General features: G+C 48.6%; 6 protein-coding genes. All 6 read left to right on the top strand.

Features of this window, described 5'->3' with window-relative positions; translation table 11 throughout:
• Positions 1-62: 62 nt before the first annotated feature.
• The 6 genes from ABCW45_RS00625 to ABCW45_RS00600 all read left to right on the top strand — a co-directional run bounded on the left by ABCW45_RS00625 (position 63) and on the right by ABCW45_RS00600 (position 18,123).
• A complete protein-coding gene (locus ABCW45_RS00625; protein WP_343219982.1) occupies positions 63-12,659 on the top strand; it encodes a SpaA isopeptide-forming pilin-related protein in 12,597 nt (4,198 codons plus the stop codon).
• Complete coding sequence (locus ABCW45_RS00620; RefSeq protein WP_343219981.1) at positions 12,637-14,016, top strand: hypothetical protein; 1,380 nt, start codon at positions 12,637-12,639, stop codon at positions 14,014-14,016. The genes ABCW45_RS00625 and ABCW45_RS00620 overlap by 23 nt, the downstream gene beginning before the upstream one ends.
• Positions 14,017-14,227: 211 nt before the next feature.
• On the top strand, positions 14,228-15,259 hold the full coding sequence (locus ABCW45_RS00615; protein WP_343219980.1) for a sigma-70 family RNA polymerase sigma factor: 1,032 nt from the start codon (positions 14,228-14,230) through the stop codon (positions 15,257-15,259).
• Positions 15,260-15,284: 25 nt separating this feature from the next.
• Positions 15,285-15,569 (top strand): hypothetical protein, encoded by a 285-nt coding sequence (locus ABCW45_RS00610; RefSeq protein WP_215630898.1) that lies wholly within the window; start codon positions 15,285-15,287, stop codon positions 15,567-15,569.
• 591 nt (positions 15,570-16,160) lie between these two features.
• The gene (locus ABCW45_RS00605) at positions 16,161-17,429 is read left to right on the top strand and encodes a hypothetical protein (protein ID WP_343219979.1); all 1,269 of its coding nucleotides are present in this window, start codon (positions 16,161-16,163) and stop codon (positions 17,427-17,429) included.
• A 16-nt stretch (positions 17,430-17,445) separates the two neighbouring features.
• Positions 17,446-18,123, top strand: coding sequence for a hypothetical protein (locus ABCW45_RS00600; RefSeq protein WP_343219978.1), 678 nt, complete (start codon positions 17,446-17,448; stop codon positions 18,121-18,123).
• Positions 18,124-18,141: the final 18 nt, after the last annotated feature.

The following is an 18,141-nucleotide window of genomic DNA, read 5'->3' as shown; positions in this document are numbered from 1 at the left end:
CATACCAAAATCCTGGAATTTCCATCCATAATTAGGACATCAAAATTAAAGGAGGAACGATCATGTTGTTCAAAACAGGGATCAGACGAGTGACAGGGCTTTTGTTATCCACAGCTCTGATATTTGGTAACATCGCGCCAAGCATGACTGCCTATGCCGTGGATGCGCAAAGGCCCGTCAATCCGGACGGAACAACGCCGAACGGAAACAAACCACAGGATACCATCAACACGGAGGGAACATACATCAATGATACCCCTGCGCGCCTGCAGGTATCTAAGGTAAAAACAGAAGTGGGCGGCCATGAAGGCATCGCTCCGGATAAGACGGACGCACCACAGAAAAACACAGTCACCTATAAAATTTCCGGTCGTGTGGAAGGTGCGGCCGCAGATCTGCTGCGGGATTACGGCGCAGACCACATCGAGCTGGCTTATTCTTCAAACAATGCCTATCTGGGTTACGGATGGCTCAAGGGTACCCTGGAATATCTCATGAACCGGAAGGCACAGGGGCTCAATGAGACCATGCAGATCATGTATAATGCCCAAGGCGTGTTCGAAGGCTATGCCTATGTAACACGGACATTGGAAACCGCAGACGATGCCAACCGCTACGTTGCCGGTGCCGAAATGGCACTGTATGATGCCGTGGAGATCTTCCGTAATCCGGAAGTAACCAGGGACGGGGAATACTATGGGGAAGATGATCGTTTCACCGGCGTAACCGTTGTCCGCGACTCCGGTTCCAATAACGTCACCAGTGTTTACGTGAATAAGGGACATGCCGGAAACCAGACTATGTACGTCCTTCAGAAAGAGGATGGAAGCAAGGTCGAGATCGACAGTACCGGTAAAGTAGTGGACGATAACTACAACTACCAGGACGAGATCAATGACTCCGGCGACGGCGTATGGATCGCAAAAACCATCGAACGCGAGGACACCCCGATCCTGTTTTACAGCCTGGATAACCTTCATGTGACTTCCAATGATGAATACACATCCATTGGACTGACCAATACTTCCAAAGTGGACGAAGTATACGGCGCGGAACGATACAATAAAGCGAATGCGCTGTATGGTTTTGACAAAGACGGAAACGTGGTAAACATTGATCAGAAGGACGAGCGTGATTTTTCCATTTATGCGTATGAAGCTGGAAGTGCACGCCCGGTCTATGAATTTGTCGGCGGCGATTTTAACGAGATCAGATACAGCCTGCCGAATAAGACCATCCGGGTCGGCAAAGACACCGTCATGTACCACCTGGACGAGGACGGCAACCGTGACGCCATGGTAGATCCGCAGACCGGTATTGCGTATATTGAGGAAAAGATCGAACCGCAGGCAGGCCACGACAATATCCATGATGTCAACGATACGGACAGTACGGAAAATACCAAGTTATTCGTCTGGCCGGTCAATGTCTTTTATGACGGTTCCGGTGCGAGCCAGGGCAATCAGTCCGGTTCCCGCACCTTCCAGAAGATCCTGACCACCAGAATCGCTACCATAAATGCGGATACCGCGCAGGAATATACCACCGGAACATTGAATGGCGCTTCTTTTGAGAAGAGCATGAACCCGGTTCTGGATATTTACGGGCATCCGGTCTACTACCGGAAATCCGATAAAACCTACGTCAAGGGCGAAGACCGCTATGACTATGACGGTGATGAGTACATCGGGTATACCTACAAAGACTCCCTTGATACCGAAAATGAGAACGCTTATAAAATCAATGACCATAAAACCCTGTACAACGGGGATGATGATAATCCGTTTGACCAGAGTACCCATTACCAGTATTCGGACAAACAGAATGTGAAAGTAACCATCGACATGGATGGAAACTATATCGTAAACGGAAAGAATACCGTTCCTGTCCCGGTAAGGGAAAACCATGTGTTTGCCGGATGGCTGATTGAACCGAACCGCCTGACCGCGAAAAAAACAGCAGTAGCGCGCTGGCAGAATGCGGATGGAAGCGGCATGGATGAAACCGAGAATGCCCAGTGGTATTCCGACCGCGCAGCAACCGGAAAAACGGAGACCGTTACCGTGACCTTTGACGCAAACGCCGGTGAGTTTAAGAGTGGTTCCGGTGACATCCATTCCACGGATAATCTGCTTTACCGCAGACTCGGCGACGCCTATCTGATGGAAAACGTATGGACAACTGGAGAAAATACTCCGAATGACCCGTTTGACACCCAGAAAGTGGATACCGTGGAAAACACTGCGGATGGAAAGAACACCATCAGTGCTGACGGGAAAACCGGAAATGATGTATATTCCGATACCAAATCCGGCGGACAGGCTGACATGTTAAAGCGTGTCAACCAGGGCACCTACATCATGGAAGAGCGTAAAGCCCCGGACGGCTACGCAAAAGGGCTGCCGGTCGGCGTGACAGTCAATGAAAGCACGGATGTACAGACGGCAGAAATGACCGATACCACCGTCAAAACAGAGTTCATCAAAGTGGATGCCCCGGATGGTTACGAAAAAGATCTGTATGTAAACGGCGAGCAGGAAAAGAACGATGCCGGTGCGGCCGTAACCGTAAAGGAAACAAAGGGACAGTGGTATTTTAAGCACGTGAACGGTGCGGTTCTCGCATTAAAAGCTGCGGATACCAAAACAAAGAAAAGTTTCAGCGACTGGGTCAAGGTAACCGGCAATAAAGAGATTACGAAAAAAGAAGAAAACGGTTCCTGGTATCTGGAATTCGATACCTCATCCCCGCTGTTCTTAGAGGGCATCCCGGCCGGAAACTACACCGTAACCGAGGTTAAAACCCCAGATGGCTACGTAACCATGGAACCGCAGAATCTGACCATTACCGGGGAAAGCGGCGTGCAGATCTTCGGCATGACCGATGAGCATACCAGACTGGAAATCGAGAAGTTCTATTATGATGGTATGCAGAACCGTCATATGCCGAATACCAACCGAGCAGGCCTGTCCCTGATCGACCAGGACGGCAATACCGTGGCGGAATGGAAAACGGATGATCTTTCCGATTATACCAACAACACGGAAAAGAAAACATCCACATCTGTGTGGACACGCATTGCGAATTTCTTCACCGGCAAATCCGCAAAGACAAGTTTTGTGGAAAGTTTTACGGAACAGGTTCAGAATGGAAATACGGACATGACGCAGTTTTCCTGGGAAGTAACCAGGGAAGCAGTGCGCTCCGGCGCTTCCACTGCTGAAAAGGAGATCTGGATCATTTCCGACGGCACAAGAATCACCTGCCTGTCAGGGAATGCGCCGGACGATGCGCCGGAGGCATTCCGTGAGGCATATGCAAAGAGAAACCAGGAAGAAGGAAGCTTTACCTATCAGGAAACCATGTCAGCGGAAAAGGACGAAGCTGCCTCCAGAACCCTGTCCGACCAGGTATGGAATGTCAGCAACGGCACCAGAATGCACATCAGTATCTATCCGCTTAATGACGGAAATGAATCCGGCAGCCAGGCATACGGCGTTTCCTTCGGTTTTAACTACACCGACGGATATACAGGAAAATATGCCAATATGGTGACCTATGATACGGTTGACGGTATGCACCGCTTTGATTACATCCCGGAAGGCAACTATATCCTCCGCGAGACCGAAACTCCATCCGGCTATGTGACCGCCGCCGATAAGCAGGTAACGGTTGAAAACATGGATGCCGTTCAGAGATATACCTTAGAGAATAAAGAGAAACAGCTGTCCGTTGCAAAAATCGGACAGAAAGATCAGACATACTACACCGGGACCCAGAATGGTTCCGCGCTCAACGAGGAAGATGCACAGCATGCCGCAGTCATCCCGGGAGCTTCCATGAACCTTTATTACAGCGAAACCGAGATTGCGGATTATGAAACCGCTTTTGCAGACGGTAATGTCCCCGGCGGTGCAGTCCTGGCGGAAAGTTTTGAAACCGGCAAGGATGGCGTTTATACGGAAGCGGAATATAAAGCGGAACTGATCCGGAAGGACCAGATCGGCGACTACCGCCCGCACACGGTAACGGACTTAAAGAACGGCTATTATTATCTCGTGGAGGTTTCCGCTCCGGCATATTATGAAACAGCGCCGGTACAGGAAATCCATGTGACGGATTTAAGCACAGCGGATGCTCTGACCGGAATCCGCGTTGTGGATAAACCGCTCCCGGTTGCCGTAAAGGTTGTGAAGAAAAACAAAGAAGGAAGCCCGCTGGCCGGCGCGACTTTTTCTGTGAAGAATAAAACCCTTGGTGGCATCGAAGTGGGTACAATGACCACAGACGCAGACGGCAACGCAGCGTTAAACATTACCGATACAGCACGCTTTGCAGCAGATGGAAAACTCGACCCATATATCTTTACGATCACAGAGGTCAGCGCTCCGGCCGGGTACACGTTGGACCCGACCATCCATGAATTTACCATGGACACCAAAAAAGTGGACGGCGGTTCCGCAGCCATTATGGTCAACGCGAAAGATGCCGCAATCAAGGACGGTATCCTGACCGTAACGGATGAAGAGTCCCAGCTGACAATTTCAAAGGCTGATTTTAAAGACGGCACCGCGGTACCTGGGGCAAAACTGGTCATTTATGAAGCAGTACAGGAAAACGGAACCTGGAAGAGCAATGGAAAATCCATAAAAGAAGACTGGACCTGGAATGTAAAAGAAAACGAAAAAACCCATGCAGTCACTGGACTGACCGCTGGCGGAACTTATGTCCTGCGTGAGGAAGAGGCTCCGGCGGGCTACACGAAATCCAATGATATGTTCTTCCAGATCTCCGCGGATGGAACCGGAATTAGCAAGACCTGGTATGATCCGAAAGAACAGAACATGATCGACTTTACGGCAGACAATACAGGCGCTGTGGAAAGCGTGACCTTTACAACCCATTCAGTACTCGGAACCTATGTCGTGCTTGAGGATTTGACGGACGGCACGGAGAAAAACCTCGGTACCTTAAAGACCGGCGTTTTAAACCTTTCTTCCGATAATGTAATGGACGGAAACCGCTACCGCGCATCCGAGTATGTAAAATACACAAATGGAGCGACGGACCGATTAAGCACCACAACATTCAATGCCAAACTGTATCATGACTGGATGCAGATTGATCTGAACGACACAGTGACCGGGCTGAACGTGGATGTCATGGATGCAGACGGAAACCCGGTTGTAACCTACGCCCCGGACGGGAATGGCACTTATACCGTTGCCAATCCGCTGGAGGCTGACCCAAATGAACTGACGGTTGTGCGCAGCCTGACCAGCACAAACGGCGTAGACCATGCGGCGGCGCAGCCGGGAAAACAGATCCGTTACCGTATCACCTATCACGGCGCAGGCCAGGATGTGATTCTGGTTCCTGCAGACGGACTGACTTATTTAAGCACGGATGACTTAAAAAAGGACGGCTCCGGCTATTATAAGGCAACGACAGAAAAAGAAGATGGAAGCTATACCATTGTTGCTGAAATCGATGACAATGCATCCGGCTATATCAATCAGAAGATCTTCATCGGAGAAAGAAGCTATTCTTATCTGAACGTGGTTGCTGTCAATAAGGGTAGCGGTCTGTTTGAGAATACTTCCAAACTGGTGCTGACAAACGTTGTTTCCGGTACCCATCTGGAAAATGAGAATGCGGAGTTTACATACCATGTGACTCTGACTGGAGAAAATGGGGAAGCACTGGATGGATTATACGATTATCGCACGCGTTACTCTGACGGCGTGTTCCGTGCAGCGGGAAAAGAGACGGATTTTACCGTAACCTTAAGCGGCAATGATTTCCTTCTGATCAATGACCTGCCGTACAATACGAAGTACACAGTAACACGCATCGTGGCAGATAATGATCCGTTTACGGTTGCAAGTCGCAATACAGAAGGAAAAACTTCCAAAAATGCCGTAACCAATGTACTTTTTACCAATACAAGAAATGAGACCAGCAAACGTACTGTATTCCAGAAGAATACGGACTACACATTAAAGGAGAACCTGCTGTTTGCAAAAGCTGAGCCAATGGTCCTGAACCAGTACGAGTTCAGCTTCGGCGAAAAATGCCAGGTCAAGAACGTGACCATGCTGAATAAGAAAACAGAGGTATGGTTCACCAAAACAGATTGGACAGACTGCGAAGAACTGGAAGGGGCAACCTGCCGCATCACGGATGAGGACGGAAATGTTCTGATTGATGAACTCGGAAACCCAATGGAATGGGTATCCGCAAAAGAACCGAAAAAATTCACCGGTGTGCTGGAAGCCGGCAAAACCTACCGTTTCCATGAGGAAAAGGCTCCGGACGGCTACGGATATTCCGAAGATGTGACTTTTACGGTTTCCGAAGACGGAACCATTGATAAGGTTGTCATGCAGGATAAGCCGACCGTTGTTTCCTTCTCCAAGGAAGACTTTGCCGGAGCGGAAATCCCAGGCGCATCCTGTGAACTGAAGGAATTAAAAGAAGACGGAAGCAGCAAGCTGATCGACGCCTGGGTATCCGGTACAACACCGTATACCATTGAGGGAAAGCTGACACCGGAAAAGACCTACGCATTCCATGAGGAAGGCGCGCCGGATGGATACACCTACTGTCTTGACATCGTGTTTACCCTGGACCGTGACGGAAATGTCAAAAATGCCCACTATGTCAATGAAAACGGCGAGACCGTGGTTTATGATGAGGATGGTAATCCTTCCGATATCGTCGTAAGAACCGATGAGAGTGGCATGGAAACTTACTGGAACGGGGAAGTACAGGTAACCCGCCAGGGAGACAACATCGTTGGAAATAACGGGGAAATCCTTGTAAAAGGTGCAAAAAAAGAAATCGAAGTTGCTGACAATATTCTGAAAATGAAAGATGCTCCGTTTGATACCGCCTTACGTAAGGAAGACTTTGCTGGAAAAGAACTGCCTGGAGCCCTCTGTGTGATTTCCCGTGTCAATAAGGACGGAACAACCACCCAGATCGACCGCTGGGTTTCCGAAGAAGGAAAAGATCACGAGATAGGAGAAAAGCTGTCTGCAGGAGCGACTTACCGCTACCATGAGGAAAAAGCTCCTGATGGATACGGATTCTCCCAAGATATCGAGTTTACGATTGACCGCAACGGTCACATTGAAAGTGCTCATTATGTGGACAAAGATGGTAACAAACTTCTGTATGATAAGGAAGGATACCAGACCGATATCATCGTGAAGGAAGACGGTACATTTGAAAAAGACGGCAAACCGGTCACTGTAAATGAAAACGGCGACGCAGTGGATGAAAACGGAACCCTGCTTGCGTGCGGAGTAAAATCCGACATGCAGATCAAGGATAACGTGATCATCATGAAAGATGCACCGACCGATATCCATTTTGACAAAGTGGATTCCACAACTGGAAAGAGTCTGGCAGGCGCCGTGCTTCAGGTCATTGATAAGAACGGAGCGGTTGTTTCCGAATGGACAACCGATGAAACAGGCGCATTTGATTTAAAGGCAACCCTGGTTGCAGGAGAATCCTATACCCTGCATGAGAAAGAAACCGTGGATGGCTATTATTACAGCTATGACGTAACCTTTACCGTCAACCGCGACGGAAAACCGCAGACAGTACAGATGCGCAACCGCGAGATCAAGGTGGTAACACCGCCGGATGAATATCCAAAGGTAGAGCCGCCGACACCGGAAACACCGAACCCGGATTACACCATGGAAAAGGAACGCACTACACCGGCACCGGCAAAAGAAGGAACAAAGAAATTTGGCTTCTTTAAGGGAGACCGTGTGGAATATGACGTAACCATTGTAAATACCGGTTCCATGGATCTGACCATGGATGTGAATGATACATTTGAGAAGCCGGAGCTGTTCAGTACCCCGCAGGTGAAAGCCGTGAAATTCTACTTAAACGGCAGCGTGCGCCAGAATATGGAGTGCGGCAGCATCAACAGTATGAACAGTTCCGTGGCTAACATCACGATCCGCACCGGCGGCTATGCTGTGGTAACCTACGAAGCATATGTGCTGACGGATGAAGAGAACCTGTCCAATTCCGCCCCGGATGACGGACTGGGCTACTTAAATACCGCAACCACCACCAACGTCATCGGTAAATACTACGAATACAGTGGGGAAGACCATGACGGCGATGGCAAGGGAGATGAAAAGACCGAGGTAACCGTAACCAAAGAAGACTTCCCGAAAGAACTGGAAGATAAAAAAGACGATGCGAACACTCCGGTACAAAAACCGAATACACCGGAAAATCCATCCTACCAGATGGACAAGACCAGAATCAGCCCTGCAGCACCAAAGGCAGAGACCGATAAATTCGGCTTCCACCGCGGAGACACCGTTACCTACCAGGTACGGATCGTAAACACCGGTGATCTCCCGTTAAAGATGTTCGTAACGGATGCCTATGCGCCGTCCGTAAGCAAATACTTTACAACGCCGGTGATCACTGCCATTGAAGGAGAGAATATTTCCGCTGCAGGACACGGCATTGGAACGCGGACTGCACGAATCCGTATTGAACCGGGTAAGGAAGCGGTTATTACCTATCAGGCAACTGTATCAGATACAGCACCGGAGCGCCTTTCCTGGACAGAAGCGGATGACGGAAGAGGATATCTGAATACCGCCAGAACCTATAATGTTATTGCCGAAAAACCGGACGGAACGGAAGGTGGCAAAGATGAATATCCGCAGATTCCGGATAAGGAAGATGACGCGCATACCCCGGTACAGACACCGGAGAACCCGGATAAACCTGGTACACCGGATAAGCCGGACGAGAAACCGGATACACCGGAGCCGGATAAGAAAGTATATCCGATCATCTGGCTGTTAAAAGACAGCGTTGATGATCCGGAACACATCCTTCCGGGCGGAACTTTCCAGGTACTTTCCGAGGATAAATCAGAAGTCCTAATCGACAACTTTACTATGGACGGCACATGGCAGGAATGGGATGTGGTGCTGAAAGCAGACCATACTTACTGGCTGCATGAAGTGACTCCTCCGGCAGGCTACTCAAAAGCCGAGGACGTAAAATTCACCGTCGGCCATTACGGAGAGCAGGTGGAAGCGGCCATGACGGATAAACCGACCGATGTTGATATCCGCAAGGTGGACGCTGTCACAAAGAAACCTCTGGCCGGAGTCCTGCTGCAGATCATTGACAGAAACAACCAGGTCGTTAAGGAGTGGACAACGGACGCAGGCGGCGAGTTCATCGTAAGCGGAGAACTGATCGCAGGCGAAGAATATACGCTCCATGAGGTAGAGACCATTGACGGATACTACTACAGCTATGACGTGAAATTCACCGTCAATGAAAACGGAGACCGTCAGACCGTTACCATGAAAAACCGACCGATCGTTGTGGTCAATCCGCCGGATGAGAACCCGCCGGATCACGTACCGGAAGGCAAGGAACCGAAATACGAGATGGAAAAAGAGCGTGTAACGGAAGCTCCGGAGAAAACCGGAACAGACAAGTTCGGTTTCTTTAAGGGCGATATCGTAACCTACGACGTTACCATTAAGAATACCGGTTCCACGACTCTGACCATGGATGTGGATGATGCCTTTGAAGAACCGGAGCGTTTCACAACTCCGGAAGTTGACGCAGTACGTTTCTATGGTCTGACCAGTGGACGTTTAAACAGCTCCATGGGTACCTTAAATAGCGTGAACGGTTCCAAAGCCAATATCACACTGAAAGCCGGTTCCTATGCAGTGGTAACTTATAAAGCCACTGTACTGACCGATAAAGAGAACCTGTCCAATTCCGCACCGGATGACGGACTGGGCTACTTAAATACCGCAACCACCACCAACGTCATCGGTAAATACTACGAATACAGCGGGGAAGACCATGACGGCGATGGCAAGGGAGATGAAAAGACCGAGGTAACTGTAACGAAAAAAGATTATCCGGATGAACTTGGAGACAAGAAAGACGATGCAAATACTCCGGTGCAGAAACCGGATAAGGAATACCCTTCCTACAGTATGGATAAGAGAAGAGCAGAGGATGCACCTGCCAAGGGCGATACTGGAAAATTCGGATTTAAGCCTGGCACGACCGTAAGCTATGAGACCCGCATCAAAAACACCGGCACCATGCCGTTAACCATGTATGTAACCGATGCCTATGCACCGGAGATCAGCAAATACTTCAAGGATTTGAAGATTTCCGAAATCCGCGGCGAAGACCTGTCGGAATACGGCGAAGGAGTCGGATACCAAGTTGCGAAGATCCGAATCGAACCGGATGCAGAAGCGGTTGTTGTCTTCCAGGCAGTTATTACCAAAGATGCAGCGGAACGTTTGTCCAACGCAGCAAAGGATGATGGACTTGGTTACTTGAATACCGCGCGTACATACGGTGTAAAGGCTGAAAAACCGGACGGCACCACAGGAGATTCCAAGGAGTATCCGGGAATCGGGGATAAGGAAGATGATGCACATACCCCGGTGCAGGGCGATAAGCCGGAACATGAGACGCCGGATTACCCGATCATCTGGCTGTTAAAGCACAGTGTCGGCGATCCGGACCATATCCTGACGGGTGGCAAGTTCCAGATCCTGTCAGAGGATAAGAGCGAAGTGCTGATCGACACCTTTGAGATGGAAGGCATCTGGAAGGAGTGGAATGTGGTACTGAAAGCAGACCATACTTACTGGCTGCATGAAGTAACCCCGCCGGATGGTTATACTGCTGCGGAAGACGTGAAATTTACCGTCAGCCACTACGGCGAAAGCATGGAAGTTCCGATGAACGATGAAGGAACCAAAGTAACACTGACCAAAGAGAATTTTGCCGGACAGGAAGTGCCTGGTGCTTACTGCGAATTAAAGAAAGTGGGCAAAAACGGCGAACTGACTACAGTGGATGCATGGAGAAGCACGGATGTACCGCATGTATTACAGGAAAAACTGGTTGCTGGGGAAACATACCGCTTCCACGAGGAAAATGCGCCGAAGGGTTACAATTACTCCGAGGACATTGAGTTTACTGTTGGAAAGGACGGTACTGTATCGGATGCTCACTACGTGGATAAGAACGGCAACACCTTACTGTATGATGAAAACGGTTATACCACATCCATTACCGTAAAACCGGACGGCACCCTGAGAAACGGCGAGACAACCGTGACCATTGACGGAAACGGCAATGCTGTACTTCCGGATGGAACCGTACTTGCCAAAGGCGTACAGAAAGACATTCCGGTTACGGATAACGCGATCCATATGAAGGATGCACCGACCAAGATGCGCTTCTTGAAGGTAGATCGCAATGGAACCGCTGTTACAGGTGCAAAATTGGTACTTCGCGCAGAAAACGGTGACGTGATCGATGCATGGGAGACCAATGGAAACCCGCATGACGTGGAAGGTGTTCTGGATGTCGGAAAGACCTATACGCTGGAAGAGGAGGTTGCACCGGCCGGATATTATAAGGCAGACCCTGTAACCTTTACTGTTACCAATTCGCCGAAAACACAGGTAATCCGTATGGTCGATGAACCGACAGAAATCAAAGTAGTGAAGACGGATGAAAACGGCAAGGAATTAAGCGGTGGTAAATTCTCAATCATCCGCAAGGATAACGGAGAAATTGCCGTGCCGGAATTCAGTCTGGATGGTTCCCTGCAGTTTACGGAAAGACTGGAAGCTGGCGTCACCTACCTCTTCCATGAGATTGAGGCGCCGAGCGGATACCAGATCTCTTCGGATATGGAATTTACCGTGCCGGCCACAAAGCCTGGCAATATCCTTACCGTAACCATGGTGGACCATAAGAAACCGGGTGGCGGCGGCAGCCATGGCGGCGGTGGCGGCGGAAAATCATCCACGCCGACCGTTACCTTCCATAAATATGACGGAATGACCTTAAAAGCCCTGGAGGGCGCGGAATTTACCATTTACGATGCGGACGGAAAGGTTTACAAGACAGTGAAGACCGGACAGAGCGGATACGCTGCTGTATCGTTCGGGAAGACCGGAAAATACACTTACAAGGAAACCAAAGCTCCGGACGGATACGAGGCAAATGAAACCGTTTACGAACTGGAAATCACTTCTTCCACAAACCGCATGGAAAACATGGCAAACTACGAAACACCGCGTACCGTAACGATCAAGAAAGCGGATGCGGAGACAGGAGAAGGCATTAAGGGCGTACGGTTCGAGATCACGGATGAATCCGGCAAGGTTGTATACAAAGGAACAACCGATGAATATGGCTTGATCAGCTTCAAACCGGGACAGTACGGCGCATATGCAGTAAGAGAAAACAAAGTACCGGATGAATACGAAATTTCTGATGGATACATCACATTTACCGTGAAGGCAAGCGGCGTGGAAGGTGAAACCACCTTCTATAACACCAAAAAGGACAAACCGAAACTTCCGGAGCCAGGCAAGAAAGGCTTCATTGATGCAACCTACAACAATGATGCCAACGGTTATGGAAACGGCTGGTTCGACCGTGACGGCAACTGGCACCCGTTTGCGGGAAAAGATAAGACCGGTGATTATTTCCCGTTCATGACTTTGTCCGCAATGCTGGCACTTGGCCTGATTGGATTTACAATGTCCAGAAGAAAGAAAGGAGAAAAGCATGCGCAGAACACTGAAAAATAGAACCTGCGCGGTCATCCTGGCCGGCACCCTCATTGCAGGGTGCCAGGCTGGAACCGCCTGGGCAGATATGGCAGAACCGTTTCCCATGACCGGTACTGAAAGGGCTGCTGTGGTGGAACCAGCCCCGGTGATGGAAACGGACGGAACCGGAGAAACAACGAAAGAATCAGGGGGTGAGACCCTGGAAAATATCGCCTTGACAAGACTTGAAAACGATGGCATCGCAGCAGTAAAAACGGACGGTGTGGAAGCTGGCGCGGATCAGTTTAGTACAAAAGTGACTTACCAGACCTATGATCCGGACGAGAATGCCGCGGCGCACCTCCCGGAAACCGTGGAAGTCAATGGAGAAACCTATCATGTGCTGGAATGGAAGACGCCGCTGGTTGTTTCCAAGGAAGCGACGCGGCCAAGAACCATGTCCTATGAAAGCGAAGTGTTTACCGGGGACGAAGCGGAACATATGCCGGAACAGGAAGTGACCGGAGAAGATGGACTTAACTATGTGTTGCAATCCAAAACGCTGAATATGCAGACTACAAAAGAACGGTCGGAATACAAGGAAACCACAGTGTCCTATAAAGGTGTTGAGGCAGGTGTACAGATTCAGGACAAAAAAGAAATCGAATTCCAGGACACGGACACAGGCCAGACCGTAAAGGCACCTCTGAATCTTGTGAGCCAGACAGTCAAAAAAGAGTATTGGGATGACACGTTCCAGTTCGATATCACGATCCACGGCTACGATGCGGATATCCTGGTGTTAAACGGAAAAGAAATTCCAAAGGATTCTGATCTGATGGACTATAAGGACGATCTTCTTGCCATCCTGCATCTGGATCCGTCTGCATACCGGATCAGCTCCATCGACCTGCAACCGGTTGAAGGAGAAAGCGATACCAGTACCGCAACTGCGTATGGAAGCAAACTGGTCAGGGACATTGATGCAGTTTATAGTGGCACTGTGACGCTCCCATCCATTTCCGGAAAAACATGGAGTTGCTTATATGAAGAAAAAATCCCGGACGAGGAACAGACTATCTATACGATGTCCGTGACGGTTTCCTATGAAAAGGGGGATGGCACGGCCCAGTCAAAAAGTCTGTTTGAACGGGTCAAAGATGCGGTTGTCGGTTTCATTACGGCAGCGTACCAGGCAGCAGCTGCAGCGTTTGAGGAACATCCGGTCATTACATCCATTCCGGTGATCCTGGCAGCAGCATTTATTGCTTTCCTGATCACAAGGAAAGTACGGAACCGCTGCATTTACAACGGAGAAATGAAGTGTCTGTATAAGAAACACAACAAGGATATCTGCAAGAGTTGTCCACATTACAGACAAAGAAACAGTGTCTGACAAAAGAACTTGACAAAAAAATGATGATGTTTTCATACAACGGTCGCAGAAATATCTGTGGCCGTTTTTTATTCCATGTGGCCGATTTTCAACCGCGTATTGCGGTTAGCCGAAAAATGTCGTGCATCGATGACCTATTCATACCGAAAGACGGGGAAAAAATTCCATAATTGGTGCAGCAATAAGACGAGCAGAAAAAGGAATGAGATAGATGTTGAAGAATAAAAGCATTTGGCAGGAATGTGCAAACACCGTTTTCCAGGCAGAAAACAAAGACCGGGAAGAACAGGCTTTTCAGGAATTACAAACAGATACAGAATTTGATCCGGACACCGAAGCGGAACTGGATAAGGAACTGGAACGCGAGCCGGATAGAGAACTCATGGATGACGGCAAAATTGAAATCAATGATTATTACACACGTATGATCCGCAGTATTCCGATTCTTTCGGTAGAAGAGGAACTGTACTGGGCGAAGCTTGCAAAAGATGGAAAAAATGAAGAGGAACGGAAACTCGGCAAGACCAAATTAATTGAACATAACATGCGTTACGTATTAAAGATTGCACATCATTTTACCAGTACCGGCCTGACTCAGGATGATATTGCCCAGGAAGGAGCCATGGGTCTGATGATGGCAGCAGAACGATTTGATTATACGAAGGGTTATCGGTTTACAACCTATGCAACCTGGTGGATCCGTCAGAAGATCACAAGGGCGATTGCCGATCAGAGCCGGACAATCCGCATCCCGGTACATTTGCATGAAAGCCTTAGCCGATTAAGAAAGGCGGAAGCGCAGGCAAAACAGCAGATGCTCGGTGCAGAGGCAGAGATGCAGTTTATCTGTGAATATACCGGATTTACCAGGGAAAGAGTATTGGAACTTATGGCGTATCGGCAGGATACTGTTTCTCTTGATACTCCAATCGGTAATGATGATGGAGATTCGGACAGCACTCTTGGAGATTTTGTTCCAGATTCTGTCGGTATTTCTCCAGAAGAAGCAGCAATTCGTGCCAATATCCACGAAACAATCATGGATTGCATGGATTCTTGCCTGACTGATCGGGAGCGAAAGGTAGTGAATTACCGATTTGGTCTGGATGGTTCCAAACCACTGACGCTGGAAGAAGTCGGATTGATCATGCACGTCACCCGTGAGCGCGTCCGCCAGATCGAAGCGAAGGCACTCAAAAAAATGAAAAACCCGAAATACAGACTGCAGATTAACCTGCGGTAGGTAGCATAGAAAGGAGAAGAAAAAAATGACAAAGAAGATGAGAAAACAGTTGAATCGCCAGCAGGTATTTGTCCTGCGCAGCTTCAAGGGAGAGGAAAACGGACGGCATAGATACTTCGAGTATCTGCGTGATATTTACAAGGATGATCCGGATACCTTGGCGGATATTGATACGATGGAAGAAATGCAGAAAGGCGTTGATTCTGTTGAGGCGCCTGCTGCACACGACAAAACGAAGCAGATGTTTTATGAGTTCATGGACGACTTCAATCAGTCCATCGGTTATACAGCGGAAGATTCGGGAAAGTAAACTTGACTCCTCGTAGGCGAGAAAAACAGAGGTTCTTCGGAGCCGAAGCCCACACTTCAAGGCATAAGCCTAAGTGGCGGGCAGTTCACCCGGATACTGGGAGCTCGTGACTTCAGTCATGAGAAACGGTTTCACTATACTTATATTCCAATCGCCCAGACTCTAGTTTTACTGGTTGCGGATGGATCATCACCTTACCAAAGACCCACCTTAGACGTGGGTCTGTATAGAAACGCAGTCTCTGGAAGAGATGCGGCAAGCCGGTAGACCCACCTTAGGCGTGGGTCTGTATAGAAACCTGATAGGTTTATCAGAAAACACCAGATAGTGAGGGACCCACCTTGTGCGTGGGGCTGTATAGAAACTATTATGATCCGGCACATGTGGTGGGTAAGGAAGATCCGCCTTAAACATGGGTCTGTATAGAAACGTGGTTACGAAAAACTTGGGACCTGCACGGTGCGACCCGCCTTATGTGCGGGTCTGTATAGAGACTCGAAACTCGAAATTAGAAACTAAAAAATAGAGATCAGAAGGGAGGAAACCATCATAGAAACTGAAAAAAAATTATGTGAGATCTGCGGCGCCGAAATGGCCAGAGAAGAAGGCCTGCACGAATTTATGTGGGGTATTTACCGTTACCACGGAGAAGCAGTATCATATCGTTGTCCGTACTGCGGTTACGAAAAACTTGGAACCTGCATGGTACAGTTCTGGGAAGATGACACTCCTGACACATCCGGTAATCAGGAAACGGGAAGACCAAATGCACCCGGCATTCTTTCAGAAGAATCTGAAAAAGAAAAAGAGGGACAGCTAGAGAAAATGCCTGCGGATAACAAGCAGAGCTTTTTTGCACATGTAGCGTCGCGAGTAAAGAAAGCGTTCCAGGGCGCCGCAGGAGAACAGAAAGAGGAAGAAAAGGAAACAGAAGAAGAAACCTTACAACCTGATAAAGCCGATGAACCGGAACAGGAAAAAGAAGTACCGGAAGTAAATCTGGATACAGACCCCGAGGAGCTTCAAGAGTTCCGCCCAAAACAAACAGGCGAAGATGGGAAACCTGACGATGTGGATAGCGTCAAAACCAATGGGGGAGTAGGGCTTCAGAAAAAGGATGTTCAGAAAACCAAACCGAAGAAAGAAGAGGGTGCCGCTAAAGAAGACTCAAGGGAAAACGAGGAGAAGCCTGGTAGGAATGTGCCAGCGGAAGAAGCAGAATCAAAGCAGCCCAAAAATTCGAGTGTGACGGAGCATGAAGTTCCAACCAAACACAACGAAACGTATAGAAACGATAACGGGAAACAGGAAATTTCCAAAGAAGAGACCGCCGCATCCGAAACGATAAAATCGGCCCAGGACACTTTGGACCAGACAGACACCAAAGACGAAAGTGGCCAGAAAGAAGAGGCCGAAGAGAGATACGCACAGGAGCCGGAAAAGGTCCCGAAAATGTTTACAGAAGTCAAGGGAAAGCCTGTACTCTCCGATGAATGGATCGCCTATATGTTTGAACATCATCCGAAGCGTTTTACAGCATGGTTCAACCGCTTTGCTTCCAAGCAGCAGAAGGAGCGTTACTATTTAAACACCCACGTACCGAAAATCAGTGTTATTATGAATGATATTCTGTATGACACAGAGAAAGCGGAACAGTATCTGGCAGAAGAGAAGGATATCCGCGACGGGAAGATGAAAGTATTTTATTATCGGATGCCGGCAGGTTATTTCTTTAAGATCCTAAGTATCATGGGGCGGAGTGATGAGCTGGTGACCATGGAAAAGAAAGATGTGAAAAAACTGCTTGGGAAACGACCGGACATTTACCGGAAAATAATCCCGGATGAAATCAAAGAGTAGGAAGGGGCGCTCTGACATGACTAAAAGTACATTCGAAAACATGTTTCAGACCATACCGCTGGTACAGAAAGGAATGGAAATCGGTTCATCCCCGATCCCAAAAGAACAGGCGGAGCATTTTCCCGGTTGTGTGAGTGGTACTCTGTACTATGCAGAAAAGCAGAACGAATCTCAGTGTGTTGCATTTGGTGTAACATTTCCAGAATACTATGTAGTAGCCGCAACTCTGCAGGACGGGCGGCAAATCTCCATTCGTAAAGAAACGGAAGAGGAACTGTATGATCTGCTGTACCGTGTATTTTATGCGCCGGAGCGTATTACGGAACCGAATAATTATGGGGAATATCGTCGAAGCCATAGCGTCGCCTTCTTTACTTTTAGTTTTGGCCTGAGAAGTTCGCACGGTATCCCGATACCGCATATCAACGCTCATTTGCTGGAAATTATGGATATATTCACATTCCCAAATGGCGAAACAAAAATGCATAAATATCTGTCGCCGGAGTGCACGCTGGCATTGTTATGGATTGCCATTAGTTTTGTATGGGACCGGTATAGTGGCACACCATTCGTTTTGTGGAAATCGGCTATGGAGGCAGTTGGCTTTGCGTTAGCAGGAGATGCCATAACAGCTGTGTTGTACACTGTCAGAATTTCCATGATTGTACGAAAAATCCGTCGAGATTTACAATAAACATCGCAGCAAGAAAAA

It is taken from the genome of Pilosibacter fragilis, assembly GCF_032490495.1.
In the GTDB taxonomy this organism is placed as follows: Bacteria; Bacillota; Clostridia; order Lachnospirales; family Lachnospiraceae; genus Pilosibacter; species Pilosibacter fragilis.
The sequence above is the reverse complement of the archived record's forward strand: the minus strand, read 5'-3'. Positions and strand labels throughout refer to the sequence as shown.

Bases quoted from the DNA above. Each gene is read 5' to 3' on its own strand.
- ABCW45_RS00600 (WP_343219978.1), top strand. From the start codon at position 17,446: ATGACTAAAAGTACATTCGAAAACATGTTTCAGACCATACCGCTGGTA.
- ABCW45_RS00605 (WP_343219979.1), top strand. From the start codon at position 16,161: ATGGCCAGAGAAGAAGGCCTGCACGAATTTATGTGGGGTATTTACCGT.
- ABCW45_RS00615 (WP_343219980.1), top strand. From the start codon at position 14,228: ATGTTGAAGAATAAAAGCATTTGGCAGGAATGTGCAAACACCGTTTTC.
- ABCW45_RS00610 (WP_215630898.1), top strand. From the start codon at position 15,285: ATGACAAAGAAGATGAGAAAACAGTTGAATCGCCAGCAGGTATTTGTC.
- ABCW45_RS00620 (WP_343219981.1), top strand. From the start codon at position 12,637: ATGCGCAGAACACTGAAAAATAGAACCTGCGCGGTCATCCTGGCCGGC.
- ABCW45_RS00625 (WP_343219982.1), top strand. From the start codon at position 63: ATGTTGTTCAAAACAGGGATCAGACGAGTGACAGGGCTTTTGTTATCC.